The 24,355-nt window shown below is 68.6% G+C and carries 26 protein-coding genes; 14 read left to right on the top strand and 12 right to left on the bottom strand.

Going from position 1 to position 24,355, the window contains the following annotated elements; all coding sequences use genetic code 11:
- Positions 1-92: 92 nt before the first annotated feature.
- On the bottom strand, positions 93-1,625 hold the full coding sequence (locus tag ABMA10_RS04845) for a glycoside hydrolase family 31 protein (RefSeq protein WP_347867633.1): 1,533 nt from the start codon (positions 1,623-1,625) through the stop codon (positions 93-95).
- A 105-nt stretch (positions 1,626-1,730) separates the two neighbouring features.
- On the opposite strand from ABMA10_RS04845, the gene ABMA10_RS04840 reads away from it, so the two are divergent.
- Positions 1,731-2,465 carry a VIT1/CCC1 transporter family protein gene (locus ABMA10_RS04840; protein ID WP_347867634.1) on the top strand — a complete coding sequence of 245 codons (735 nt, stop codon included), beginning with the start codon at positions 1,731-1,733 and terminating at the stop codon, positions 2,463-2,465.
- A gap of 89 nt (positions 2,466-2,554) precedes the next feature.
- Here the strand turns inward: ABMA10_RS04840 and ABMA10_RS04835 are convergent, their stop codons facing one another.
- The 4 genes from ABMA10_RS04835 to ABMA10_RS04820 all read right to left on the bottom strand — a co-directional run bounded on the left by ABMA10_RS04835 (position 2,555) and on the right by ABMA10_RS04820 (position 6,592).
- Positions 2,555-3,454, bottom strand: coding sequence for a TolB family protein (locus ABMA10_RS04835; protein WP_347867635.1), 900 nt, complete (start codon positions 3,452-3,454; stop codon positions 2,555-2,557).
- Between the two features lie 165 nt (positions 3,455-3,619).
- A complete protein-coding gene (locus tag ABMA10_RS04830) occupies positions 3,620-4,729 on the bottom strand; it encodes a FecCD family ABC transporter permease (protein ID WP_431031265.1) in 1,110 nt (369 codons plus the stop codon).
- Complete coding sequence (locus ABMA10_RS04825) at positions 4,726-5,778, bottom strand: iron chelate uptake ABC transporter family permease subunit (protein ID WP_347867637.1); 1,053 nt, start codon at positions 5,776-5,778, stop codon at positions 4,726-4,728. The genes ABMA10_RS04830 and ABMA10_RS04825 overlap by 4 nt, the downstream gene beginning before the upstream one ends.
- An 82-nt stretch (positions 5,779-5,860) precedes the next feature.
- Positions 5,861-6,592: a helix-turn-helix domain-containing protein gene (locus ABMA10_RS04820; RefSeq protein WP_347867638.1), complete on the bottom strand. Its 732-nt coding sequence runs from the start codon at positions 6,590-6,592 to the stop codon at positions 5,861-5,863.
- 177 nt (positions 6,593-6,769) lie between these two features.
- Here ABMA10_RS04820 and ABMA10_RS04815 point away from each other — a divergent pair, with 177 nt between their 5' ends.
- Positions 6,770-7,705, top strand: coding sequence for an ABC transporter substrate-binding protein (locus ABMA10_RS04815; protein ID WP_347867639.1), 936 nt, complete (start codon positions 6,770-6,772; stop codon positions 7,703-7,705).
- 10 nt (positions 7,706-7,715) lie between these two features.
- Positions 7,716-9,578 (top strand): siderophore-interacting protein, encoded by a 1,863-nt coding sequence (locus tag ABMA10_RS04810; protein WP_347867640.1) that lies wholly within the window; start codon positions 7,716-7,718, stop codon positions 9,576-9,578.
- A 112-nt stretch (positions 9,579-9,690) separates the two neighbouring features.
- Here the strand turns inward: ABMA10_RS04810 and ABMA10_RS04805 are convergent, their stop codons facing one another.
- The 3 genes from ABMA10_RS04805 to ABMA10_RS04795 all read right to left on the bottom strand — a co-directional run bounded on the left by ABMA10_RS04805 (position 9,691) and on the right by ABMA10_RS04795 (position 11,230).
- A complete protein-coding gene (locus tag ABMA10_RS04805; RefSeq protein ID WP_431031264.1) occupies positions 9,691-10,077 on the bottom strand; it encodes a hypothetical protein in 387 nt (128 codons plus the stop codon).
- 305 nt (positions 10,078-10,382) lie between these two features.
- On the bottom strand, positions 10,383-10,529 hold the full coding sequence (locus tag ABMA10_RS04800) for a hypothetical protein (RefSeq protein ID WP_347867642.1): 147 nt from the start codon (positions 10,527-10,529) through the stop codon (positions 10,383-10,385).
- 122 nt (positions 10,530-10,651) lie between these two features.
- Positions 10,652-11,230, bottom strand: a complete 579-nt coding sequence (locus tag ABMA10_RS04795) for a hypothetical protein (protein ID WP_347867643.1) — start codon at positions 11,228-11,230, stop codon at positions 10,652-10,654.
- A 135-nt stretch (positions 11,231-11,365) separates the two neighbouring features.
- On the opposite strand from ABMA10_RS04795, the gene ABMA10_RS04790 reads away from it, so the two are divergent.
- The gene (locus tag ABMA10_RS04790; protein ID WP_347867644.1) at positions 11,366-12,115 is read left to right on the top strand and encodes an SDR family NAD(P)-dependent oxidoreductase; all 750 of its coding nucleotides are present in this window, start codon (positions 11,366-11,368) and stop codon (positions 12,113-12,115) included.
- 55 nt (positions 12,116-12,170) lie between these two features.
- Here the strand turns inward: ABMA10_RS04790 and ABMA10_RS04785 are convergent, their stop codons facing one another.
- Entirely contained in the window at positions 12,171-12,869 is a 699-nt protein-coding gene (locus ABMA10_RS04785) for a metalloregulator ArsR/SmtB family transcription factor (protein ID WP_431031263.1), read from the bottom strand.
- A gap of 92 nt (positions 12,870-12,961) precedes the next feature.
- On the opposite strand from ABMA10_RS04785, the gene ABMA10_RS04780 reads away from it, so the two are divergent.
- The 6 genes from ABMA10_RS04780 (at position 12,962) to ABMA10_RS04755 (ending at position 17,080) form a co-directional block, all read left to right on the top strand.
- Entirely contained in the window at positions 12,962-13,222 is a 261-nt protein-coding gene (locus tag ABMA10_RS04780; RefSeq protein ID WP_347867646.1) for a DUF6458 family protein, read from the top strand.
- 35 nt (positions 13,223-13,257) lie between these two features.
- On the top strand, positions 13,258-14,415 hold the full coding sequence (locus tag ABMA10_RS04775) for a serine/threonine-protein kinase (RefSeq protein WP_431031262.1): 1,158 nt from the start codon (positions 13,258-13,260) through the stop codon (positions 14,413-14,415).
- Positions 14,412-14,873 (top strand): hypothetical protein, encoded by a 462-nt coding sequence (locus ABMA10_RS04770; RefSeq protein WP_347867648.1) that lies wholly within the window; start codon positions 14,412-14,414, stop codon positions 14,871-14,873. Before ABMA10_RS04775 ends, ABMA10_RS04770 begins: the two co-directional genes overlap by 4 nt.
- Positions 14,870-15,400, top strand: coding sequence for an SRPBCC family protein (locus tag ABMA10_RS04765; protein WP_431031261.1), 531 nt, complete (start codon positions 14,870-14,872; stop codon positions 15,398-15,400). Before ABMA10_RS04770 ends, ABMA10_RS04765 begins: the two co-directional genes overlap by 4 nt.
- Positions 15,401-15,566: 166 nt before the next feature.
- Positions 15,567-16,259, top strand: coding sequence for a HEAT repeat domain-containing protein (locus ABMA10_RS04760; protein WP_347867650.1), 693 nt, complete (start codon positions 15,567-15,569; stop codon positions 16,257-16,259).
- Positions 16,260-16,366: 107 nt separating this feature from the next.
- Positions 16,367-17,080, top strand: a complete 714-nt coding sequence (locus tag ABMA10_RS04755; protein WP_347867651.1) for an HAD family hydrolase — start codon at positions 16,367-16,369, stop codon at positions 17,078-17,080.
- A gap of 36 nt (positions 17,081-17,116) precedes the next feature.
- Here ABMA10_RS04755 and dacB read toward each other — a convergent pair whose 3' ends face one another.
- Entirely contained in the window at positions 17,117-18,697 is a 1,581-nt protein-coding gene (gene dacB, locus ABMA10_RS04750; protein WP_347867652.1) for a D-alanyl-D-alanine carboxypeptidase/D-alanyl-D-alanine endopeptidase, read from the bottom strand.
- A complete protein-coding gene (locus tag ABMA10_RS04745; RefSeq protein ID WP_347867653.1) occupies positions 18,694-19,893 on the bottom strand; it encodes a serine hydrolase domain-containing protein in 1,200 nt (399 codons plus the stop codon). Before ABMA10_RS04745 ends, dacB begins: the two co-directional genes overlap by 4 nt.
- A gap of 257 nt (positions 19,894-20,150) precedes the next feature.
- Here ABMA10_RS04745 and ABMA10_RS04740 point away from each other — a divergent pair, with 257 nt between their 5' ends.
- Complete coding sequence (locus tag ABMA10_RS04740) at positions 20,151-21,095, top strand: hypothetical protein (RefSeq protein ID WP_347867654.1); 945 nt, start codon at positions 20,151-20,153, stop codon at positions 21,093-21,095.
- Here ABMA10_RS04740 and ABMA10_RS04735 read toward each other — a convergent pair.
- Positions 20,983-21,963, bottom strand: a complete 981-nt coding sequence (locus tag ABMA10_RS04735) for a DMT family transporter (protein ID WP_431031260.1) — start codon at positions 21,961-21,963, stop codon at positions 20,983-20,985. The genes ABMA10_RS04740 and ABMA10_RS04735 overlap by 113 nt on opposite strands.
- 50 nt (positions 21,964-22,013) lie before the next feature.
- Between ABMA10_RS04735 and ABMA10_RS04730 the strand changes: the two genes are divergently transcribed.
- The 3 genes from ABMA10_RS04730 (at position 22,014) to ABMA10_RS04720 (ending at position 24,223) form a co-directional block, all read left to right on the top strand.
- Positions 22,014-22,970, top strand: a complete 957-nt coding sequence (locus ABMA10_RS04730) for a LysR family transcriptional regulator (RefSeq protein ID WP_431031259.1) — start codon at positions 22,014-22,016, stop codon at positions 22,968-22,970.
- The gene (locus tag ABMA10_RS04725; RefSeq protein WP_347867657.1) at positions 22,957-23,283 is read left to right on the top strand and encodes a hypothetical protein; all 327 of its coding nucleotides are present in this window, start codon (positions 22,957-22,959) and stop codon (positions 23,281-23,283) included. Before ABMA10_RS04730 ends, ABMA10_RS04725 begins: the two co-directional genes overlap by 14 nt.
- Before the next feature lie 97 nt (positions 23,284-23,380).
- Positions 23,381-24,223: a helix-turn-helix transcriptional regulator gene (locus ABMA10_RS04720; protein WP_347867658.1), complete on the top strand. Its 843-nt coding sequence runs from the start codon at positions 23,381-23,383 to the stop codon at positions 24,221-24,223.
- The last annotated feature ends 132 nt before the right edge of the window (positions 24,224-24,355 follow it).

Genomic DNA, 24,355 nt, shown 5'->3' with positions numbered 1-24,355 from the left:
CGAGACGTGGAGTGCATGGCCAATCGAACGCGTCCCTCCCCGACGCCCTCCTGCCGCTGCTGAGCAGGAGCGGCAGACTCGATCACACCGCCCTACGACACCCGGGTGAAGACGGGGAGCGAGGAGAGGTCGACATCCAGCTCCACGACTCCCGAGACAGGTGCGGCGGAGTCGGATGCACGCCAGAGTCCCGGTGGCAGGATCACGCGGCGCTTCGTCGCGCCTGGTTCGAGGACCGGAGCGACGAGGATCGAGTCACCGAGCAGGAACTCATCAGCCACGTCCGCGAAGCCGTCGAAGTGGTAGGCGAGCGCTCGGATGATCGGCTCGCCCGTCTGCGCTGCATGGTCGGCGAGTTCGAGGATCCTCGGCAGGAACGCGTCGCGGATGCCGAGCGCGAGGTGGACCGCCCGCAGATGCGCCGCGTCGAGGACCCTCGCCGGCGAGATGGAGAACTGCATCATGGGGAACAGTGCCGCGCACTGCGCGTAGCGCACGAACAGCTCCTGATCGACGACGACTCCAGGCGCGAACGATGCGATGTCGCCACCCCCGACCATGTCGGCGCAGGTGAACGGGTGACCGATCAGTCCCTGCGCGATGCCCTCCGGGATCAGGGAACGAAGCCCTCGGTCGTCCCAGGTCGCCGGCTTGTCGTGGAGACGCTGCGCCAACGGCTGGCCGCCGAGCCGCCATCCCGCACGGAACTCGTTGAACGGATAGTCCAGGCCGTACCGACCCCAGGCCTCGGTCTGGTCGACCGGCTCCGCTGCGACATGCGCACGATCCCCGTGACGGTAGTCGCGCACGTCGCCCCCGTCGAACTTGAACCCTGCGACACCGAGCTCCATCAGTCGTTCCAGCTGGCCGTCGAGCCAGGCCGTCGCAGCCGGGTGGGTGAGATCGAGCACCGCGCTGTACCCGTTCCACCATTGTCGGATCGCGACCTCGCCCGTCTCGTCTCTGAGGAGCAGCCCCTGCTGACGGAGCTCTCGGAACGTCGCGGTGTCAGGGCTGACGAATGGGACGATCCACAGCATCACCGGGAACCCGAGGGCTCGGAGCTCGTCCAGCATCGCTCGCGGATCCGGGAACCGTACCGGATCGAAGGTCCAAACGCCGTACCCGGGCGACCAGGAATCGTCGATCATCAGCACACCGGGCGGGAAGCCCGCCTCGACGAGACGGCGCACATAGCCGAGCACGCCCTCCTGCGTCGGCGTGTACGGCGCTTCGATCCAGGTGTTGTACTGCGGGCCGTCGAACAGCTCCCGAGCAGGGGTCTTCCCCGAGGGCGGGAAGTACGTCGCCGAAGCCGCCCGGAACGCTTCGCGGAGGGAGGGCTTGTCGGCCTGCTGCAGTCGGGCGTCGCCAGTGAGCGTCAGCCGGCCCTCCTCGAACGCGAAGGCGAACGGCCGCTCTGAACCGATGAAGCGGCCTTGGTCGGACACGAGCAGAGGAGCCGCCTGGTTCGCGCCGTCTGTCGGATCGTGGAGGAGGCCTGTGTTCTCCCCGAGATCCCGAGCGAGCGCCACATCGCCGAACGGCATGCGGACGCCGTCAGCAACGGCCCCTCCCCACCAGTGTTCTCCGGGCAGCAGGGGGACAGAGACACGTGCGGTCACGAGAGAGCCTTTCGTTCCGAGATGAAAAGAATGGCTCCATCCTAACGGGCGGGAAACGGGACCTCTGCACCGTCCGCGCGCGCCTGCGCGTGCTTTGATGCATCCATGACATCTTCGTCCGCAACACCTCCGGGAGCCCACCCGAACGAGCCGCATCGCGGAGATCTTGCTGGGCGGCTGAACTGGCTCCGCGCCGGGGTCCTCGGCGCCAACGACGGCATCGTCTCGGTGGCGTCGCTCGTCGTCGGTGTCGCCGGGGCGACGGCCGATTCGGCGCCGGTGCTCGCAGCTGGCATCGCGGGTCTCGTCGGGGGCGCGATCTCGATGGCTCTCGGTGAGTACGTGTCGGTGAGCAGCCAGCGGGACAGCCAACGGGCCCTCATCGCGAAGGAGCGGCAGGAACTCACCGACGACCCTGTCGCCGAGCTCACGGAGCTCACCGGCATCTATGAGGCGAAGGGACTCCAGCCTGCGACGGCACGACGCGTGGCCGAGGAGCTGACGGCGCACGACCCGCTCACCGCGCACCTCGAGGCTGAACTCGGCATCACCGAGAACGACGTCGTGAGCCCGTGGGCAGCAGCCGGAGCCTCGGCATTCGCGTTCACGATCGGTGCGATCCTGCCACTCCTGGCGATCCTGCTGCCCCCGCAGGAGGCGCGGGTCCCCGTGACGTTCACCGTCGTGCTGCTCGCCCTGGCGCTCACCGGCTTCACGAGTGCGAGGATCGGCGGCAACGACGTCCTGCGGCCCACGGTCCGGGTGGTGGTCGGCGGCGCGCTCGCCCTCGCGATCACCTTCCTGATCGGCACCCTGCTCGGGACGAGCGGCGTCGTCTGAGGGCGAGCGTGCTGGTCATCGATGACGGCGTGCGTCTCCCGTCTCGACGACATCCAGGACGCGCATCCCGCGATGATCGGGTTCCCGGTTCAGTCGGACGCGGCGATCGGATAGGCGACGAAGGCGATCCGGGCGTTGTCCGGAGACCAACTGTTGACGTTGATCGTGCCCTGCCCACCGAAGAGCGCATACCGCTGCAGCGGAGTGGACCAGTCTGCTGTCGAAACGACACGGACCTCGACGTCGAGATCGGCGGGGTGACCGAGCGTCCCGGCGGGGAAGGCGATGTACGCCGCGTGCGAGCCGTCGGCGGACAGATGCGGGAACCAGTCGACGGTGTCGCTCGTGTGCAGACGTTCTGGCACACCGCCGTCATCGGCGATGCGAGCGAGCTGGGCATGCCCGGGCACCGTCGTGAAGGCCTCCGTGTTGAAGTAGATCCACTCGCCGTCGGGCGACCACTCCGGCCCGTCGATGTGGCCACCTCCCGTCTCGACGATCCGCACCTCGCCGCCCGCGACCGGTGCGACCGCGAGGACCCCCGGGACGTCGAAGGTGGACAGCTGCACGTAGGCGAGCCGCGCACCGTCGGGCGAGACACCATGCAGGAAGTGCCAGAAGCCGTCGTCGGGTGTGACCCGCGTCAACGCTCCGCCGCTCAGGGCCCCGCGGTAGATGTGCCCATCCATCGCCGACAGGAAGACATGTCCACCGTCCGGGTCGAGCACGTGATCGTTGTTCGCGTCCGGCAGACCGATGTGCTCGATCTCCTGCAGACCGTCGTGAGGGTGCTCGATGTCGAGCGCCCACAGCTTCCCGTCACCGTTCAGATACAGCGTCGAGCCGTCGACGGACCAGTTGGGCGCCTCGACGAGGATCTCATCGGTCTCGAACAGCAGCATCGGTTCGGTGTGGGCGACACCGCCGATGAACACCTGGGAGCGTTGCCCGGGCTGCAGCGTCCGGAATCGAGCGGACCTCTGAGGCATGTGGGTGTTCCTCTCAGCGGGTGACGGGCTACGCCTCCGCAGCGCTCACGTTCACTTCGAGCGGCACGATCTCGCTGCGGACCCACGTCTCGTAGACGTCGAAGCGTAACATCCGACGCAGCGCCACACCCGGAGCCTGCTGATGACGGGACCATCCTCCCGGCTTCAGGACCGCTGACTCAGGAGTCCCCGTCGTCCCTCCGAGGCGAGCAGCCACACGAGGTAGGCACCACCCAGGCACACGGTCACCGCACCAGTGGGGAGGACCACCCCGGGGATCGCGTGCTGGGCGACGACGTCCGCGCCGAGCAGGAGCAGCGCACCGACGAGAGCGGACCCCAGAAGGTCGACCGAGGCGCCCGACCCGGTGATGCGGCGCGCGATCTGGGGTGCGGCCAGAGCGATGAACGCGATAGGCCCAGCTGCCGCGGTCACGAGCGCGGTCGCAGTAACTCCGAGGACGATGAGCCAGACCTTCGCCAGTTCGACGCGGACACCGAGTGCCGCAGCACTGTCGTCGCCGAGCTCGAGTGCGCGCAGGCGACGTCCCGCTGCCGGAGACAACAGGACGATGGCGGCGAGCACCGCCGCGCTGACTCCCACCGACGCCCAGTCGACGACACTCAACGTCCCCGCGCCCCACACGGCCGCACGAAGCGCGACGTCCACGTCCACCTTCGTGGAGAACCACGTGTTCACGGCGGTGAGGAAGGCCGCCACCGCGATTCCCATGACGATGAGGCGGAAGCTCTGCACGCCCCGCCGGTAGGCCAACAGGTAGACGGCAGCTGCCGTCAGCAAGCCGCCGACGAGCGCACCCGTGGCGATGACGAGAGTGCCGCTCAGACCGAGCAGGAGTGTCGCGACGACGCCGGTGTACGAACCGACCGAGAAGCCGATGACGTCGGGGCTGCCAAGGGGGTTGCGGGTCAGCGACTGGAACACCGCTCCACCGATGGCGAGCGATGCGCCGAACAGGACGGCGGCGACGACTCGGGGCGCCCTCCACTGCAGGACGACGGTGGTGGTCGGTCGATCCGCCGTGCCGAGCACCGCGGCGAGGACGTCGCCGGGCGAGAGGTCGAAGCTGCCGAGCATCATGGCCCACACGGCGAGCGTCGCGATGGCGAGGGCGAGGACCACTCCGGTCAGGGTCCGGCGGCGGGTGGTGCGCAGACTCCAGCAGCCGATCCGGAGGATGAGCGCGCCGGGCGGCGTCGTCGATCCATCGAGCGGGCGATGCGTCGACGACGTGGCGGCGGACTCCCGGGTCACAGGCCGCTCACCTCCTGGCGTCGCACGAGCAGGATGAGGATGGGCGCGCCGATGAGCGCGGTGACGATGCCCACCTGCAGTTCCGCCGGCAGCACGATGAGCCGTCCGACGACGTCGGACACGAGCATGAGCACCGGAGCGAGCACGGCGCTGAACGCCAGGATCCAACGCCAGTCGGGGCCGGTGAGCCACCGGACGGCGTGCGGCACCATGAGCCCGACGAACACGATGGGGCCGACGGCCGCGGTCGCCGCACCGCAGAGCAGGGTCACGGCGACGACGACCACCGGGCGGGTGAGGGCCGCCTTCGCGCCGAGCGACGTCGCGAGGTCCTCACCGAGCGCGAGGACGTTGAGTCGGCGCGCGCTGACGACCGCCAGCAGGAGACCGATCACGATGAACGGCAGGATCGCGGCGAGGGTGCCCGCCGGCCGGTCTGCGACGGTCCCCGCACCCCAGAACCGCATGCGGTCGAAGGTGTTCACGTCGATGAGCGCGAGGGTCTGCGTCACCCCCGTCAGGACGGCTCCGAGCGCGACGCCGACGAGGGTCAGTCGGAGCGGCGTCGGGACCCCTCGTCCACCGCTCGCGACGAGGTAGACGATGACCGAGGCGGCAAATGCGCCGAGGAACGCGAACGGGAGGTATTGCTCGATCGACGTGACGCCGAGCAGGGCGACGGCGAGGACGACGGCGAAGCCGGCGCCGGCGTTGACCCCGAGGATGCCGGGGTCGGCGAGGGGGTTTCGTGTCAGCGCCTGGATGAGTGCGCCTGCGACGCCGAGCGCGAGCCCGGTGACGATGGCGAGCAGGGTGCGGTCGACGCGGGCGGAGGTGACAGTGATCTGACTGACGGACCCGTCGGGCTCGGTGAACGCACGCCAGACGACATCGAGGGGCAGCATGGCCGAACCGATGCCGACACTGAGCAGCGTCGCGACGGCGAGGAGCCCGAGCGCGAGGTGGAAGGCGAGGAGCAGGCCGACGGTCCGACTCCGGGTGCGGGTCGCGACGTCCGGGGCCCGCCGCCCGGATCGCTGCTCGAGCATCGTTCTCCTCACCTCACGACGATTCGCCACACGCTAACAGTCGAGTCCTCCGGCCAGGCGCCCGACGAGGAGCGCAAACGGGTCAACGATCCGCGGCGGTCTCGCTCGCGAAGAGCGCCTCGACGGGTGATGCGGCGAGCGCGGCGAGGGGAATGCCGGTCTCTCTACTGAGCGCACGGAGGAGGCCGGCCCTCGTGCTGTATCCGGCCAGGCGCGCTGCCGACGACGGTGAGCCGCCGCCTTCGAGGTGCGCCACCGCAGCGTTCATCCGGGCGCGGGACCGCCACCGGGCGAACGGCAGCCCGGTCTCGTCGAGGAAGATGCGCTGCACCTGGCGGGGGCTGAGGTGGTGCCGTTCCGACAGTTGGACGAGCGTGTACGGGCTCCGGACCGCCTCCCTGGCGAGTCGGCGGCCGACGGGGTGCGTTGGCACGATCATGGCGAAGTACTGGCGTTGCAGGCGCCGCAGGATCTCGCCGATCGCGGAGCGGAACGGCTCGATCTGGTCGCCGGACGGCGCCGCGCCGAGCACGGTGGTCATGACGTCGACGAGCGCCGGGACGACACCCAGCACGCGCATCCGCTGACCGGGGACGACGTCCGCATGCAGCATCGGGCCGAGCGCCATGCCGCCGTCGCTCAAGCGGACCGCATGGGGCACGAAGGGGGCGAGCCAGACCGCCTCGCCGCGTCGCAGGGTCAGCACCTCCTCGTCGACGGCGAGTTCGACAGTGCCTGCCGCCGCGTAGACGAGATGCGGCGCATCGTGCTCGTGCACGTCGTGTCCGAGGAAGCGAATCGAATTCTCGGGCACGACCGTAGCCAGTGTTCGGACGACCATCTCCACCCTTCGGCTCGGTCGGGGAACGTGTCGCGTCCGGAACGAGGGATGTCGTCTCCGGACGCCCCGACATTCACAGGAAGTATAGCCTTACCTTACTTCCCCCTTCGCCTGCGTGCCATCGCGCCGCCCTGTCCTCTGCGAGGAACCATGCGTCTCACCCGTCCCCTCATCGCCTCGATGCTCGTCGCAGGGCTCGCCCTCACCGGCTGCTCCTCTTCGGCCGGCTCCACCGGCTCCACGAGCACCGCCGACGCGGAGCGCATCGTCGTCCTCAACTACGCGCTCGCGGGGTACCTCTACAACCTCGACGTCCCGGTGCTCGCGACCATCCCCGAGGACGCCGACGCCACCGAGGGCGAGTACTCCGAGTTCTGGGCCGACGACGCTCAGGAGGACGGCACCGAGTTCCTCCCGTGGAGCGTCGACGGCTTCGACCTCGAAGCCATCCTCGCCCTCGAGCCGGACCTCATCATCGGCGGCGGCATCGGTTTCCCGCTCTTCCAGGCCGAGGAAGCCTATGACGACCTCAGCGACATCGCCCCGACGGTCCTGGTCGGCAAGGGCCTCGGCACGTGGCAGCAGCAGTTCTCCTTCCTCGCCGAGGACGTCTTCGCCCGTACCGACGAGTACCGCGACGCGCTCGACGCCTACGACGAGCGCGTCGCGGAGGTGAAGGAAGCCATCACGCCGCCTGCTGGGCCGGTCTCGTTCCTGGCCTTCACCGCGGACGCCACCGCGTACGCGCTGGTCGAGAGCGTCGGCCTTCCCACCGAGTTCGCAGCGGTCGGCATCGAGCCGGCACCGATCTTCGCCGAAGGCGACTTCGAGGTCTACGGCGGCGGCGGCGACATGTTCGAGCTGTCGACGGAGCAGGTCGGCCAGACCATCACCCAGCCCTCCGTCTTCGTGATGGGCTTCAACGGCGAGACACTCGACGTCGCTCAACTGCAGGCGAACCCGGTCTACGCGGCGCTCCCCGCCTTCCAGACGGGCAACGCCTACGACCTCCCCTACTGGGCGCTGCGCGGCGACTACGACGAGGCCATGGCCCTCCTCGACGTCATCGAGCAGCAGTTCTCCTGATCGGCGGAACATGACACAGCGGTCTTTCACCACCCACCCACTCGTCGTCCGGAGCGTCACGGTGCGCGCCCTCCAGGACGTGACCCCCCGGATGCGGCGCGTCACCCTCGGCGGCGATCGGCTCGGCGCGATCGAGGTCGACGGTGTGCAGCACCCGGCCTTCGCGGCACCAGGGTTCGACGATCACGTGAAAGTGATCTTCGCGTCGGACGGCGATGTCGCGTCCGCGCTTCCGGTGCAACTCGCGCACGGCATCGAGTGGCCAGCCTCCGACACCCGACTGGGACGCGACTACACGCCGCGTCGCGTGGCGGCGGACGAGTTCGACCTCGACTTCGTGCTGCACGGTGATGGCCCGGCCGCCACATGGGCGATGTCCGCTGCGGTCGGAGACGAGCTGTGGTTCGTCGGCCCGAAGTCCTCCACACGACTGCCGGACGAGGTCGGACAGGTGCTCCTCGCCGGGGACGAGACGGCGCTGCCTGCGATCGGCCGGTATCTCGACGAGCGACCGGTGGACACGCCCGTGGTCGTGATCGTCACCGTCTCGGACCCGTCAGCTCGGCAGGAACTGCGGCTCCGCCCCGAGGACACGATCGAATGGGTCGAGGCGGATCCGACGGACGCTGCCGCCCTCGAGGACGCGGTTCGGCGTCTCTGGGGCTCAGCGGAGGCCGAACCCGCCGGCTACGCCTGGGCCGCCGCGGAGAGCACGGTGCTGTTGCCGGTCCGTCGCTACCTCGCCAGGGAACTGGGCATGCCGAAGTCGCACCTGAACATCACGGGCTACTGGAATCGCGAGGATGCCACGACAACCGTGCCTCCCGTCGAAGCTCGGGCCGGCGCCTCCGAGATGCCTCACGGTCACGGCGCCGACGACGGAGCACGGCAGACGGTCGCCCCCGTCGCCTCACCGCTGCCCTGGTTCGTCGTCCGAGCCGCGATCCGCCTCGGTGTGACCGACGTGCTCGCCGCGACATCCGGGATCTCCGCGACGGCCCTCGCTGAGCGCGTCGGCGTCACCGCCGGGCGACTCGGCCTGCTCCTGCCCGTGCTGCGCACCCACGGGGTCGTGGCGGGCGAGGACGACGCGCTCCGCCTCGGTGCGTTCGGCGATGAGCTCGTCGACGACGAACACGTCCGTGAGGAGTACGACGGCTTCGAAGCCGACACGCTCGTGTCCCTCGAGCTCCTCGCCGAAGCGTTGCGCAGCGGCCGCTCGACGCGTCAGGAGCGCAGCGGCGCGACCCTCGCCGCTCGTGCAGCGGCCGACGTGTCGGTGTACACCGAGCTCATCGACGGCGCCGGACACCTCGTGTATCTGCTGGACTCGTTCGTCGCCGACGAGGTGTGGACGGGTGTGGAACGCTGCGTGCTCACCGGCCCGGGCTCGGCCGCTCTCGCAGGTGCGCTGCTCGACCACGGTCGCGTGACCGCGATCGGGATCGCCGAACAGCCCGCGGGCCTCGATGCGTTACAGAGGGAACTCGGTGAGCATGCGGCCGTCACCTGGACGGTCGAACCCGACACACGGACCGCCGCCACCGTCGCACAGCCACCCGCCACGTCACCGGCACAGCTCGTGGTCTCCGCGCTCGGACTCGCGCACCGCACCGACGCCGAAGCCGTCTCGCTCCTCACCGCGTTCCACCGGCACGCCCGCACGGCCGTCGTCATCGAGTCGTCTCGCCCGGACGGCCTCGGCGACGAGGACGCGGAAGCCCAACTCGACCACTTCGCGCAGACCGGCTCCCCCATGCGCGACGCCGACGCCATCGGGGCGCTCGCCGCGGCAGCCGGCTGGCGTACCACGGCCGTCACCCCGCTCGGCTGGGGCGTCGAGGCGATCACGCTCACCGCAGCGTCGCTGTAGCGAGGCGACTGCGGCTCTGGCGCGCTGGTTCGAGTAGGAACAGGCAGACTGATCGCCGCATGGTGATGGCCCCGAGAGTGTTCCCGGGGCCATCGTCAAGCGTGTGTTCTGGTCACGCCACGCAGGACTTCAGTCCGTAGACCGACGCGGCGAGTCCGACGTATGCGATCACGCCGGTGCCGGCGGTCTGGACGATTCCGTAGGCCGACGCACCAGTTCCGACGATGGCGACGACGCAATCCATGGTGATCGCGTTCGGGTCGGCGACGGTCCCGTGTCCGGTGAGTGCGATCGTCTCGATCTGCTGACCGTTGATGTACTTCTGCAGGTAAGAGCCCTTGCAACTGCTCAGGGCCATGCTGTAGGACGACCCGTCGATACCGACGCAGACGTACTCATACTGCCCGGCGGGTTCGGCGTTCGCGGCGCCCGCGGCGCCGACGGTCAAGCCGAGTGCCGCAACTGCTGTGATCAGGATTCGTGAAAGCTTCGTACGCATCGGAGATACTCCTTTGTCTCTTTCGTCGTTTCCGAATCGTTACCGTACCCAGCACCCCGCACTTGAAGTCAACCCTTGTTTGGGTGTATAGGCAGTCACGAGCAGCCTCGGGCCTGTCGACCCCTGGAACCCGACGATGTCGCCGACCCCGAACCGTCTGCCTCGGCGTCGATCGGGACGTCGTCGATCTCATTCGGGTCGTCACGCCCGAATGCTCGTCGACCAACATGTACCCCGCCCGAAGCGCGCAAAACGCTCCCGAACGCAGGGCTCGGGAGCGTTTCGTGCGCTGTCGGGGTGGACGACTAGCGGTTCTTCACCCGGGTGACGGCGTCGGTGTTCTCAGCTCGCGCGTTGCCGGCCTTCTTGTCGGCCTTCGCGGTGCGCTTCTCTTTCAGCGTCTTCGCCGGCGCGGTCTTGCCGCCCTCTTTACGTGCGGACTTCTCGCCCATGATGATGCTCCTTTGCGAGCCACGGTGACCCTGTACCGCTGAGGGTACAGGGAGTTCCCGCGGACGTCTCCTCCTGACGCGGAGATGTCGGCGTAGATGTCGGCGCCGATACAGGTGCCGCGTCAGTGCTCCCAGATGCTCCGATAGGCGGGGAGGAAGGCGATCATCGCGGCGAGCACCGTCGCTGCCGTGAGCAGCGGGAGCGCCGGCTCCATGATCCACGGCGAGTCCTCGGAGTTGAGACCCATCGCCATGACCGTCCATGCTCCGATCGACCCGAGGATCAGCAGGACGATGAACGTGATCGCCGTCGCGCCAGCCCTCGGGGTGACCCGTCGACGTGCGAGCAACGGCACCGTGAAGATCGATCCGACGATCACGACCACCAGGACGACGAACGCCACGCCGAAGAGGATCGCCCCCTCGTCGATCTCGCCGTCGTCGCCCGAGCTGAACAGGCCGCCGAGCAGGCCCAGCAGGTTGACGGTCTGCGCTTCCTCATCCACCTCGCTGGTCACGAACGGGACCAACAGGGACAGGACGAGGAGTACCTCGATCACGATCATCGGGATCGAGATGAGGATCGACTCGATCGCGTCGACGCGCTGCTCCATTCGGCGACGAGCCGCTTCGAGCGCCGTCACCTCGGCTGACGGTCTCGTGGCGTCCGTGTGACTCGTGGCACCTGATGCATCGTTCATGGCGACCCCCTGCGGTGATGACGACCGGCGAGCGCGCGTCGCTCCGGCGCTCCGATCCTACGACGGCGCTCCTGTCGGGCGGCCGTCCTCGCGCCGAAGGGGTGCCAGTGCCATGCTGGGCCGATGGAACCACTCATGCGACGTCGCACAGGGACCACCGTCCTCATCACCGGGGCCGGTCACGGCATCGGTCGGGCCTGCGCCCTGCGGCTCGCCGAGGAGGGCGCACGGGTGGCCGTCGCCGATCTCGACGGCGAGGCCGCGGAGCGCGTCGTCGGTGAGCTGCCCGAGGTCGTCGGCGGACATCTCGCCATCACGCTCGACGTGACCCGGGCCGATTCCGTCGAGGCGGCCTTCGCGGACCTCGAGACGGCCTTCGGCGGACTGGACACCCTCGTCAACGTCGCCGGAGGCAACATGCCGCACGGCACCTTCGAGGAGACCGGCGACGAGGTGTGGCAGCACATGGTCGACCTCAACCTGCTCGGCGTGGTGCGCTGCTGCCGCGCTGCGGTCCCGCTGCTCCGGCACAGCACGTCCACCCCGTCGATCATCTCGATCACCTCCGTCAACGGCCTCACCGCGCTCGGACAGGAACCGTACTCGGCCGCGAAGGCCGGGATCCCGTCGCTGACGGCGAACCTCGCCGTCAGCCTCGGCCCGGACGGGATCCGCGTGAACGCCGTCGCGCCCGGAACCGTCCGCACCCGGGTCTGGGACGATCACGAGGGCGGCGCCGATCGGATGCTCGACCTCTACCCGCTCGGTCGGGTGGGCGAGCCGGAGGACATCGCCGCGGCCGTCGCGTTCCTGGCGTCGGGCGACGCGTCCTGGATCACGGGCCACACGCTCCCCGTCGACGGCGGGCTGATGACGAACCACTGACCGCCGCCGAGCGAGCCGCGGCCGTCCCCCTGGACGACACGTCGCCGATGCGTGATCACGAAGCAGGCTGCGCTGCGAGTCTCGCGACGAAACCTTCGATACGCAGCCTGAGGTCGCGGAATGCGTGGTCGAAGGCCGAGTCGGTGGCGGTTCGGGCGGGGTCGGGGATGGACCAGTGGAGGTCGTCGCGGCCGCTGAGTTCCTCATGGGCGCGGTCGCAGACGGCGATGACGAAATCGTCATCCTGGAGCACCTCCGCCGTCGACAGGGGACGCTTCCCCGGGATCCGCACTCCATGGCGCGCGGCCGAGCGTACCGCCGCGGCATTGACCTCGGTCGCGGGCCGACTGCCAGCCGATGCCACCGGCAGCGGGCTGAGGCGACGCCAGAGCGCTTCCGCCATCTGTGACCGGGCAGAGTTCGCGGTGCACACGAACACGATGCGCTTGGAGAACCGGACGGGATCGGGCGTGAGGCCGTCGAATGCGCTGGGGACCAGCCGGACGTAGCTGCGTCGACCGTCGGCCTCGGATCGCGACCGCGAGAGGATCCCGGCCTGCTCCAGCACGCGCAGGTGGTGCGCGACGAGGTTCGACCTCATGCCGAGACTGGACTGGACCTCGGTGGGCGAGAGGTCACCGAGGGCGAGCAGATCGACGATCCGCAACCGGGCCGGCTCCGCCAGGGCAGCGAACTTCGCCGCCCTTACTCCCAATGCTTCCATCGGTACAACCCCCGTTGACTCAACGATCATTGACTCAATAATAGACAGCGGTGATCATGGAAAACCTACTCACACGTCGAGCACGCCGCTCGAACTCGTGGTCGCCCTGAAGGAGGAACACCATGGGTATCGGAACCGGAATCGCCCTGTTCGTCATCGGCGCCATCCTCGCGTTCGCAGTCGACGTCGAGATCGCGGCCATCGACCTCACGATGATCGGATACATCCTGATGGGTGCCGGTTTCGTCGTCTTCCTGATCTCGCTCATCCTCATGATGCGGAGTCGCCACGTCTCCTCCACGACGCGTTCGGCTGTCGACCCGAGCAGCGGAGAGCGCATCACCCGCCGAAACACCACCGACACGGACGGACCGGCCCTCTGAGTACTGGAGCACCCGGCACACCCCTCGCATCGACGATGTCCGAACGAATGATCGCCGACCCTCGGGTCGGACAGCTACTCGACGACCGTTATCGCCTCGAGCGACGCATCGGCGTCGGCGGGATGGCGGCCGTCTACCTCTCGACCGACGAGGTCCTCGGACGCCAGGTCGCCGTGAAACTGTTCCGAGCGGGCACGACGGAGGCGACGGACGCGGCTCGGACCGCTTCGGAGACACGTCTCCTCGCCTCCCTGAACCACCACGCACTCGTCACGCTGTTCGACGCGCACGTCACGACCGGCAACGGCTCGTACCTCGTGATGGAGCACATCGGCGGCCCGACTCTCGCACAGCGGATCGCGCGGTCGCCCCTTCCGTCGGACGAGGTGGTCGTCATGGCCGCCGATCTGGCCGACGCCCTGCACACCGTGCACGCGGCTCGTGTCGTCCACCGTGACATCAAACCGTCGAACGTCCTGCTGCGTCCGACGATCACCCCTGGCCCCGCGTACCGGGCCAAGCTCGCAGACTTCGGCATCGCCCACCTCATCGACAGCACCAGGATGACGGCCCCGGGCGCCCTGATGGGCACGGTCGCGTATCTGAGTCCCGAACTCGTCCGCGGAGCGGATCCGGCGACCCCGGCTGACGTGTATGCACTCGGCCTCGTCCTCCTCGAAGCGCTGACCGGCAGACGCGCGTACCCGCAGACGAGTACCCCTGAATCGCTCATGGCGAGGTTGAACGCGCCGCCGACGATCCCCGCAGAACTCGGGTATGCGTGGAAGTCGCTCCTCAGCTCGATGACCGCGTCAGACCCCCGCCAGCGGCCGACCGCGTTCGAGGTCGCGACCGTCGTGCGGCGGATGGATGCATCGCCGAGCGCGCAGGACGCGACGGAACCACTGACCGCCGAGCCCACGGCGACCGTCGTCCTCTCCCCCGAGACGCTGCGCTCGATCGGCGAGGAGTCCTCACCGGACGCCGCGGATCGTGCACGTCCTCGTGACGTCGCCAGCCAGAGACGCACGATCTGGCTCTGGGCGGCGGCAGGAGCAGCGTTGCTCGTCATCGTCGTGGTCCTCGTCCTCGCGTTCACGACATCCGTTCAACCGCCTCCGCCCGAGTTGCCCGCGCTGCCCGATCCACTCTCGACCCATCTCAAGGAACTCTTGCGGGAGGTGACACCATGACCAGGTCGCGACGCTCCTGCGCCCGCTGGCGCCTCGTCGCGCCGCTCATCGTCGTCGCGGTCCTCAGCGGCTGCTCATCGAGCACCGCTGGGCTCGACACCGACACCGGACGTGAGTTGCAGAACAGCGTGGTCCTGGTCGCGAACGCCGCCGTCGACGGAGACCCCACCGGCGCGCTCGCGGCTCTCGATGCACTCGCCGCTCAGGTCAGTGCGGCGGAGAACGAGGGCACCGTGTCCGAAGCGCGAGCGGCCGACATCCGAGCCGCCATCGATCTCGTCCGCATCGACCTCACCCCGGTCGTCGAGACACCTGCTCCTGCACCTGAACCTGTCGCGACCGAGTCCGGCACACCCGCGGATCCGGTCGACGAGGGCGACGACGGTGGCGATGGGAACAAGGGAAACAAAGGCAACAAAGGCAACAACGGCAACGGGAACGGGAAGAAGGACAAGTGAGACGCCTGAACGCAGCAGACGATGACGAGGCGGCGACCCGGAACGACAGCACGGACGTGTCGACCGCCCTCGCGCAGCAGTCGACCGTCGTCGACCTCCCGATCGCAGCCGTGTACAAGCAGTGGGTCGACTTCGAGTCGTTCCCGACGTTCCTGCCTGCCGTCCGGGAGGTCACCCGGACCAGTGACGTCTACAGCCGTTGGACCCTCTCGCTCGGCCGACTCAGCAGACACTTCGTCGCGGAGATCGTCGAGCAGCTCCCCGAGGAACGGCTGGCGTGGCGCACCATCGAAGGCGACGTCTGGTTCTCCGGCGCCGCCGTCTTCGAGGCGGTGGACAAGGAGCACACGCGCGTCTCGCTGACGGTGGATTGGCAGCCGACGACCGCGGTGGAACGCGCAGCCGACACGTTGGGCATGGCCGACCGGACCGTCCGTGCCGCCCTCCGCGCCTTCAAGGATTTCATCGAGAGCACCGGCGGGCCGTCGGGACGCTCACGGATCAAGCTGGTCTCCTCAGACGGGTAGCTCCAGCTTCATCGAGAGCACCGTCCGGCCGTCGGCACGCTCACGGATCAAGCTGGTCTCCTCACGACGCCGGCAGGTCCCCGAACCGGCGTCTCACTGCGGGAAGCCAGCTCGGCGGAGCCGCCTACCCTGGAAGGGAGTCGCTACGACAGGGAAGGTGGGCACGATGAGCGAGGAGCACGACGCCGCAGCAGCGAGCGGTCTGGCGCTGGCGCTCCGTGCGCCCGCGCCGTCGGAGCGGCTGCAGGCGGCCCTCGCTGCCGGCACGAATCCCAAGACCACGTATGTCGACGTGCTCATCGACCGGTGCGTCGTCGAGCCCGACTTCTTCGTGCGCGACACGCTCACCTGGGCACTGATGCGGCACGATCCGGAGACCACCGTGGAACGACTCATCGACGAACTCGGCTCGGTGTTCCCGCAGGCGCGCAGCCAGGCGTTGCACACCCTCTCCAAGATCCGCGACCCGCGCACGTGGTCCGCGGTCACGCCGGCCCTGCTCGAGGACGACGAGGATCAGGTCGCGCGAGCGGCGTGGCGGACGGCCGCGGGTTGCGTCCCCGCGGACGAGGCGCGCGCACTGGCCGATCGCCTCGCGAAACAGTTCGGCCGCGGCGACCATGACATGCGGCACAGCCTCACCCGGGCGTTCGCCACCATCGGCGAGTCTGCGCTCCCGGCCGCCGAACAGGCCGCGGCACCCACCACGCAGGGCACCGTGCCGCACGCGAGCATCGCGCGAGCCCACGCGCTCGCGACCGTCCGCATCATGCACGACCCTGAGCTGGAGTTCGGCCAGGCCATGGCCGAGGCTCGACGCTCGCTCGACGCTCCCGGTACGCCGGACGCGCTCAGCTGACCTCGATCGCACTGCCGGCAGCGACGCGCATCGGTCGGGATGCTTGCACGGTCTGCGCGGAACAGCCAGCACTTCACACGATCCGTTCGACGCGGTTGACTGGGGCCATGTCCGACACAGCTGTGAACCCCGTCCCCGCACACGCCGATGATCGCATCGCGGTCCTCTTCGACATCGACGGGACGCTCGTCGACTCCAACTACCTGCATGTCGACGCCTGGGACCGCGCCTTCGCCGATGCAGGACGGCCCGTCGACGCGTGGCGGTTGCACCGATCGATCGGCAAGGACTCGGGTGAGCTGCTCGCCGGCCTGCTGGACGGGCAGGAGGAGGTCGACCGCTACGGTGAGCGCGCCAGCGAGCTCCACAGCGAGTACTACCTCGCGAGCACGTCACGCCTCCGCGTCATCGCCGGAGCCCGCGACCTCCTCGGCGCACTCGCTGAGCGCGGCATCGCCGTCGTGCTCGCGACGTCCGCCCCGGAGAACGAACTCGAGATCCTCCGCGACCTCCTCGACGTCGATGAGGCGATCTTCGCGGCGACCTCCGCCGGCGACGTCACCACGGCGAAGCCCGAGCCCGACATCGTCGAGGTCGCCCTCGAGCGCGCCGGGGTGCCCGCGTCACGCGCGGTCATGGTCGGCGACGCGGTCTGGGACATCGAGGCGGCCGCACGCGCCGGGGTCGAGTGCATCGGCGTCCGCAGTGGCGGCTTCGGCGACCAGGAACTCCGCGATGCCGGTGCCGTCGCCGTGTACGACGACGTCGCGGACCTCCTCGCCCAGCTCGACGACAGCCCGATCGGTCACCTCGCCGGCTGACACCGAGCCACGCCGCACTGCACCGCTCGCGGGGCCTCAGTACGCCTGTTGGATCGCCGCCGCCACCGCGCCCACGTCGTCGTTCGAGTCGAAGACCTCGGGGATGATGTCGTCGAAATTTGTGAACCGGTTGTTCACGATGATCGTGAAGAGGAGCGTGCGCCCGCTCTCGGCCTCGATGACCCCGCCGAGCGTCTTCGTGCTGAGGCGCGCACGGCGATTGAAGGTGTCGATGCCGACGAGCGTGCCGGTCTTCGCGAAGACCTTGCCGGCCGACTCGCTGTCGGTCTGCACGGTCGCCAGCGACCCGTCGACGCCCAGGATGGGCAGGGTGTCGCGCCACCGCTCGGCGTCGGGTCCCTCCGCCATGATCCGCTGGACCTCGGCCGCGTTCTTCGCCGTGATGAGGTTGCCCTCGAGACCGGATCCGTCGATGAGTGACGCCCCGAGGGTGTCGAGCCCGGCATCGCGCCAGATCTGGCCGGCGGCACCCATGCCGTCCTCGCAGTCCTTGGAGCCGTTCGCCACGGCAAGTCTGCAGATGAAGGTCTGGGCCCCACGGTTGTAGCTGATCTTCATGACGTAGGTTGCCTCCTCCGCGAGCGGCAACGACTCCAGTTCGGCGACGACCGGCAGCGCCTCGACGTCCGCCTCGGCCGGCAGCGCGCCGTCGGGGTTGGCGGCGGTCGGGTCCGCCGAGACCGCGACGCCTGCGCGGCCGAGCGCCTCGATGAACGCCGTGCGCGCGAAGGCGGCGGTGTCCGTCAGGACGTAGATCTTCAGCGTCGGGCCGGCATCCGCGGCGATCGTCCCGGTGATACTCAACCGGCCGTCTCCGGTGAGCACCGGGTCCGCGAGACTCGTCTTGCCACCTGCCTCGACCGTTTCGACGTCGACGCTCAGCTTCCACGGCGAGACCGCCGGGGTCAGCTCGCCGGTTGCAGGAGCGCCCTCCTCACCTGGTGTGATCAGGATGTCGAGGATGTTCTGGTTGATGATGGTCGGTGTGATCGGTTGCTTGGCGAGGGTGCCGGCGAACAACCGGTCGTCGATGATGACGTCGCCACTCACGGCGTCGATACCGGCGGCCTTCACCTGCGCCGCGAGTTCGTCGAGACCAGTGAGCGGATCCTCCGGAGTGAGCGTCGCCCCTGGGATCGGGTTGGCGTCGTTGTGATCGAGGTTCGCGAAGTCCACGGTGCCGTCGTCCTTCGTGCGGCCGCCCATCGTGAGATCACCCTGGCCGACCAGGATCAGGTCACCGGCGAGGGTTCCGGAGACGACCTCCCCCGACTGCTTCACTGGCGTCGTCACGGTGCTGTCCGGGCCCAACTCGAGCCAGACCGCACCCGCACTGTAGGTCTTCACGAACGAGCCGGGCTCAGCCATCTTGTCGCCGTTGTGGTCCACGATGACGTCGCCGGTCTCCAGGTCCTCCACGTGGATCTGCCAGTTGGCGTTCGCGTAGACCGGCTTGTCCATCACCGCGAGGGCGGCCTCGGGGATCTGAGCGGCGCCGTCGACATCAGCGGCATCAGCGGTGCACGCGGTCAAGGACGCTGCGACGACGGCGAGCACCAGCACAGCGGCACCGCGAGTCGCACCCGCGCGATTCATCGGGTCCTCCCGACGACCTCGGCGAGGCGACGGAAGAGTTGATCGGCGGGATGTTCCTTGGGCACGTAGTTGGACAGGTTGAAGAACACGGCGATCGTCGCTCCGCTCGTGGTGTCGTGGAAGAGGGCTGCGGTGAAGCCGAGGCCCTCACCGTTGTGACCCCACCATCCGTCGGTCCGGCCCATCCCCAGCGCGTATTCGTCGTAGGGCGGCCCGGCGTCCAGCGGTGCGCCCTGCTCTCGTTCGGTCTGCGTCGCCGCATCGAGGAGCGCGCCGGTCGCAAGGATCTCGCCCCACACCCGTGCATCGTCAAGCGAGGTGATCATCGAGCCGGCAGGTCCGAGTGCGGACAGGTTCGGGTTCTGCCCGTCCCAGCGCCCACCGGTGTCCGAGGGGACGTAGCCGAGCGCATGCGGCTCGGTCCAGGTCGAGACGTCGGTGATGTAGCGGGTCCGGGTCTGTCCGAGCGGCTCGAGGATGCGTTCGGAGATCACGTCCTCGAACGTCTCCCCTGTCGCCACCTCGACGACCTTGCCGAGGAGGTTGGTGTTCGCGTTCGTGTAGACGTGCTCGGTGCCCGGAGCGAACTGCGCGGGTTGCCCGACGACGTAGCCGTTGAGCTCGTCGATGGTGAAGATCCGGTCCGGCTCGTCGACGAAGAAGTCCTGGACGAACTCGTCGGTGAAGTAGTCGGCGTTGCCGCTGGACATGTTCGCCAGCTCGCGGAGGGTGATCGTGTCGCCGTCGGTGATCCCGTCGATGTACTCGTCGATGGTGTCGTCGAGACTGATCACGCCCTCGTCGACGAGTTGCAGGATGAGCGTGACGGTGTACGACTTCGTGATGCTGCGGATGGGCCACTGCATGTCGGCTGTCACCGGTTCGTCGTTCTCCACATCGGCGAGCCCGGCGACCGCCGTCCACGATCCCTCGCCAGGGATCCACACGCCGACGGCGGCCCCTGGGACGTCGTACTCCGCCATCGTGTCGTCGAGGGTCTTCTGCAACTCGGCGGCCAGGTCGGCGGGCAGATCGCCCTCGGGGGCGGCTGGTCGTGAGACCGCTCGAGCCGTCGTCGTCGACGCAGCAGGCTGAGGTGTGGCGCAGGCCGCGAGCATCACCATCGCGACCGCGGCGGATGCGAGTCCGAGCGCGGATCGGCGGATGCGCCGAGTGCCGCGTGCGTGCGTGATCATGGGTGATCCCCTCTGCTGTGGTCGGGCTGCTGCGGTCGGACCGTTCGAGACCGGGAGGCCGCTCTGCCTCGCTGACGGGTGCTGTCCCGGCCCCCGCCGGAACTCAAGGAGGCAGAGCACCCTTCGCGGGTCCCACCCACAGTTTGGGAGGACACAAGAGGACATCACAAGCTCCGCTTGCGGCCATGTCCTCTTCCGGCCGTCCGGATGCGGTCATATGCGTCATGATGGTGGGACACTCGCCGGGGAGGAGGAACGTGGACGACCGCGGATTGCTCGAACTGATCTATCGGAGCCGGCCCAGGACGGTCGCCGAGCTGGCCTCCGTCGCGCACCTCGATGAGTCCGAGGTCCTCGCCCACGTCTCACGATTGGAGGCGCAGGGTGCCCTCTCGGTGCGCGACGGCGCCGTCACCTACCCGCACCCCGCCTCCTGGACGGCGAACATCGTTGCGACCAGGACCCGCGAACTTCGCGAGTCCTCCGCCACCACGACGACGCAGATCGAAGCGCTCGTCGCAGACCTCCCGTCGCTCCTGCGCCACTGGTCGGTCGGCGAGGCTCCGGATGATCTTGCCCCGGTCTTCGCCAGACACGGCCCGCGCGCGGCCGAAGACCTCTGGTACGACACCGCGCAGGACGCCACGGCGAGCGCGTGGGCGGTGCTCCCGACCGTCGAGCGGTTCCTGACCAGCGACCCGGACCGGGCGGCACGCTTCAGCGAGGCCTTCGCCGGCAAGCAGTCCGTGCGCGCACTGCTGCCGGCATCGGTGCTGAGCGACGAACGACTCGTGGCGCTGTCGGAGCGGTACGCCGCATCCGGGGTCGAGTTCCGCGTCCTCGACGAGCTGCCGAGCTGGTTCTGGATCGACGGCGACCTGCTCGCATTGCCGTTCGAATGGGGAGAGGACTGGCCCACGAGTGTGCTCGGTGTGCGCAACGCATCTCTCGCCGCGCTGGGCAGGACGCTGTTCGAACAGCTGTGGAGCCGATCGCGGTCGATCGGGTTCGCCGGTCGCGCATGGACACCCCTGATGCAGCTCATGCGGAAGGGCATCACCCTCGATTCGGCATCCCGCACGCTCGGCATCAACCCCCGGACCGGTCGCCGCCGTGTCGCGGCAGCGATGGAACACTACGGCGTCTCGACGCTGTTCGCCCTCGGTGTGGCGTGGGCGGCAGACGCCGACCAGGCCGACTGATCCGGGTCATGATCCTGTCGCCCTGGCTGACCGCGGCGACGCCCATGATGACGACCACGCCCCCGATGAGCTCACTCGGAAGCGGGATCTCACCGAGCCACACGAAGGAGATCATCACGGCGACGGCGGGCACCAGATACAGCAGCGATGTCGACGCGACCACCGGCATGCGGGCGACGGCGTACCCCCAGAGGACGAAACCGAGCGCAGACGGAAGCAGACCGAGGTATGCGGCCGCGAGCCAGGCGCCACTGCTCGCGGAGACGAGCTGCGGCCAGTCGATCGGCACGAACGGGATCGTCATGACGGTGCCGGCGATCATCGCGTAGGTCGCCACTTCCGTCGCGGAGTATCGGCGCAGCAGGACCCGTGACAGTGGATGGTAGATGCCCTGTACGATCATCGCCGCGACGATGATCCAGACGGCCGAGGTCAGGCTGAGGCCGGCTCGAGCCAGGCACACCGCGCATACTCCTCCGATGGCGACTGCGCTGCCGATGAGGCGGATGCGGGAGACCCGCTCGGAGAATGCAAGGGCAGCGATGCCGACCGACACGAGTGGGGCGGCGGCGACGATGATGCTCGCCGTGCCGGCCGGCACGAAGAGTTCGCCGGTGTTGAGCAGCAGCTGATAGGCGGTCATACCGAAGAACGCGGCCCCGACGATCAGGGCCAGGTCCCGGCGTTCGGGCAACCGTATGCGCGTGGTCGGCGCCAGCGCGAGGAGCGCGACCGCGGCAACGATCAGGCGCACCGCGGAAAGCCCGACGGGACCGAGCTCGGGCGCGGCCACGCGGATGGCGGGGAACGCGCTCGCCCACAGGAGGACGACCACCAAGCCGGCGGCGAGTGCTCTCTTCGACGTCATCTTCGCAGCATGGTCGGTCGATTCATTCACGTCCATTTACTTTTTGTTGCGTGAAGACTAAACATGACTTTGTGTTAGATGTCAGAAAGCTGAACATGCTGGCCGAGCTGGATCGCCTCGGCACGATCGCCGCGGTCGCCGAGACGCTGCGGCTGACCGCGCCGGGCATCTCGATGCAGCTCGCGAGCCTCGAGCGTGAGATCGGCGTGAAGCTCACCGAGAAGCAGGGACGACGGATCGTCCTCACGCCGGCTGGACGCCTGCTCGCCCGGCATGGCAGCGGCATCGTCGACATGCTCACCATCGCCGAGATGGAGGTGGCTTCGATCAGGCGAGGCTCCACCGGGACGTACCGGGTGGCAGCATTCCCGACCGCGGCCCGCGCGATCCTCCCGGATGCCTGGAAGACTCTCGCCGTGGGAGATCCCGGCCTGCAGCTCCGCCTCATCGAACTGGAACCCAGCGATGCGCTGCCTGCCCTCGCGGCGGGAGAGGTCGAACTCGCCGTCGCCCACCACTACTCGAACATGCCGCCGCTCACCGCGACCGGCCTGATCGTCACGCCGATCGGCTCAGAGCAGGTCGATCTCGCGGTGCGTGCTGATGACCTTCCCTCGGAGGCGAGCGAGCGCTACGGCCTGGACCGGTTCGCCGACCATGACTGGATCCTGCCGAGTCGGGAATGGAGTTGCTTCGACATGGTCCACCGAGCGACCGACCTCGCGGGGTTCGAGCCGAGAGGGGTCGCCGAGGCCACAGACTACTCCGTGCAGCTCGCCCTCGTCGCCGCAGGAGTCGGAGTCGCCCTGATCCCGCGGCTCGGCGCACAGGACATCCCCGAGAACGTCACCATGATCCCGCTCGACGCGCCGATCCACCGACACGTCGTGCTCGTGGCTCGGCGCGCCTCGGCTGCAGACGCCGGGCTGAATCGAGTCATGTCGGCCATCTCGGCCAGCGCGGCGAACACGCTTGCTCCCGAAGGGTTGCCGCATGGCGCTTCCTGAACCGACCTCGTCGACCAGCCGGGTCATGCTCGTGTTGCGTGTGCTGGCCGGTGTCGTCGCGGGCATCTCGGCGATCGTGTTCCTGTTCGCCGTCTGGATGGTGGTCTCGAGCCGCACCGGCTTGGACGATCGCGACGTCCACGGGTACGGCCTGATCTTCGGGACCGTGTTCGCCGTCGTCGCCGGACTCGTCACCACCGTCGCACTCCCGCTCGCGGTCTCACCGAGACGACGGACCCGCACGGCAGGCGTGAGCCTTGCAGTGTTCGCAGCGATCATCGTCCTGCTCGTGATCACGGTCGTCACGGCGTAGAGAGGTGCCGCAGTGCGGAGTTTCCGGTCCTTTGCACCGCTCAGCGACACGGCGTCGGCCGGTTCGAGCCGGATAGTCTGTCTCCGAGGATGCCCACATGAACTCGTACCGCCAGTCCGACTGGGACGCCAGCGTCGCGCACCCGTCATCGGTGGGCGCACAGTATCTGATGGGTACCGGGGTCATCACGGGGGACGACGGGCACTCACGGCCGATCTCGCCCCCACACACCCACCCGGATGCGATGCTCGCCTGGTGCTACCGCGGCACGGTGTGGGTGTACCTGCCGGACGCCATGTGGCGATTGGCCCCGGGGCAGGGCGTGTGGATCCCCGCGAACACCCCGCACACCACGCGCCACGAGAAGGATTCGACCGGCTGCTACACCTACATTCCGCACCCGTCGCTCATCGCACCGGTGCCCGACATCGTCCGGGTGCTGGTACCGCGCGCGGTCCAGGAGATGCTCCTGCACCTCGGGATCAACGACATGCCGGACGACCTGCGCATCCGGATCCAATCGGTGCTCATCGAGATGCTGCAGCAGCCGACGTCGGAGGCTCCAGACGACTGGAGCGAGGTGCCGGTCCCCGGCGATGAGCGGGTACGCGCACTCGTGCAGGCGGTGCTCGCCGACCCGGGCGACCCACGGACGGCACAGCAGCTGTTCGTCGCCCACGGCCTCCATGAGCGCACCGTGCTCCGAGTGTTCACCAGCGACATCGGTATGAGTTTCGGACGATGGCGCACGGGCATCCGGATGACGCTCGCCGCCAGACTGATCGTCGACGGCACACCCATCGGGGCCGCCGCCCACCGGTGCGGGTACGCCACGACGAGCGCGTTCTCCGCCGCGTTCAAAGACCGGTTCGGCACGACGCCGCGGCAACATGTGACGCGCGTGCAGGCGGATCCCGCCCACCAGCTGTATTGGCGCTGAGCCGTGCCGTGCTGACACTGCGCCGTGGGGTCCTGAAGCCGAGCGCGAGTCTGTTCGTCGACACAAGTCGTCGTTTCTGCGACACTTGCGCGCGCATATCCGATTTAGCATCGAGTTATTAGGTGAGCATTA

The sequence above is a fragment of the Plantibacter sp. RU18 genome (assembly GCF_050613355.1).
Classification (GTDB): Bacteria; Actinomycetota; Actinomycetes; order Actinomycetales; family Microbacteriaceae; genus Plantibacter.
This window is presented reverse-complemented; position numbering and strand designations above follow the sequence as displayed.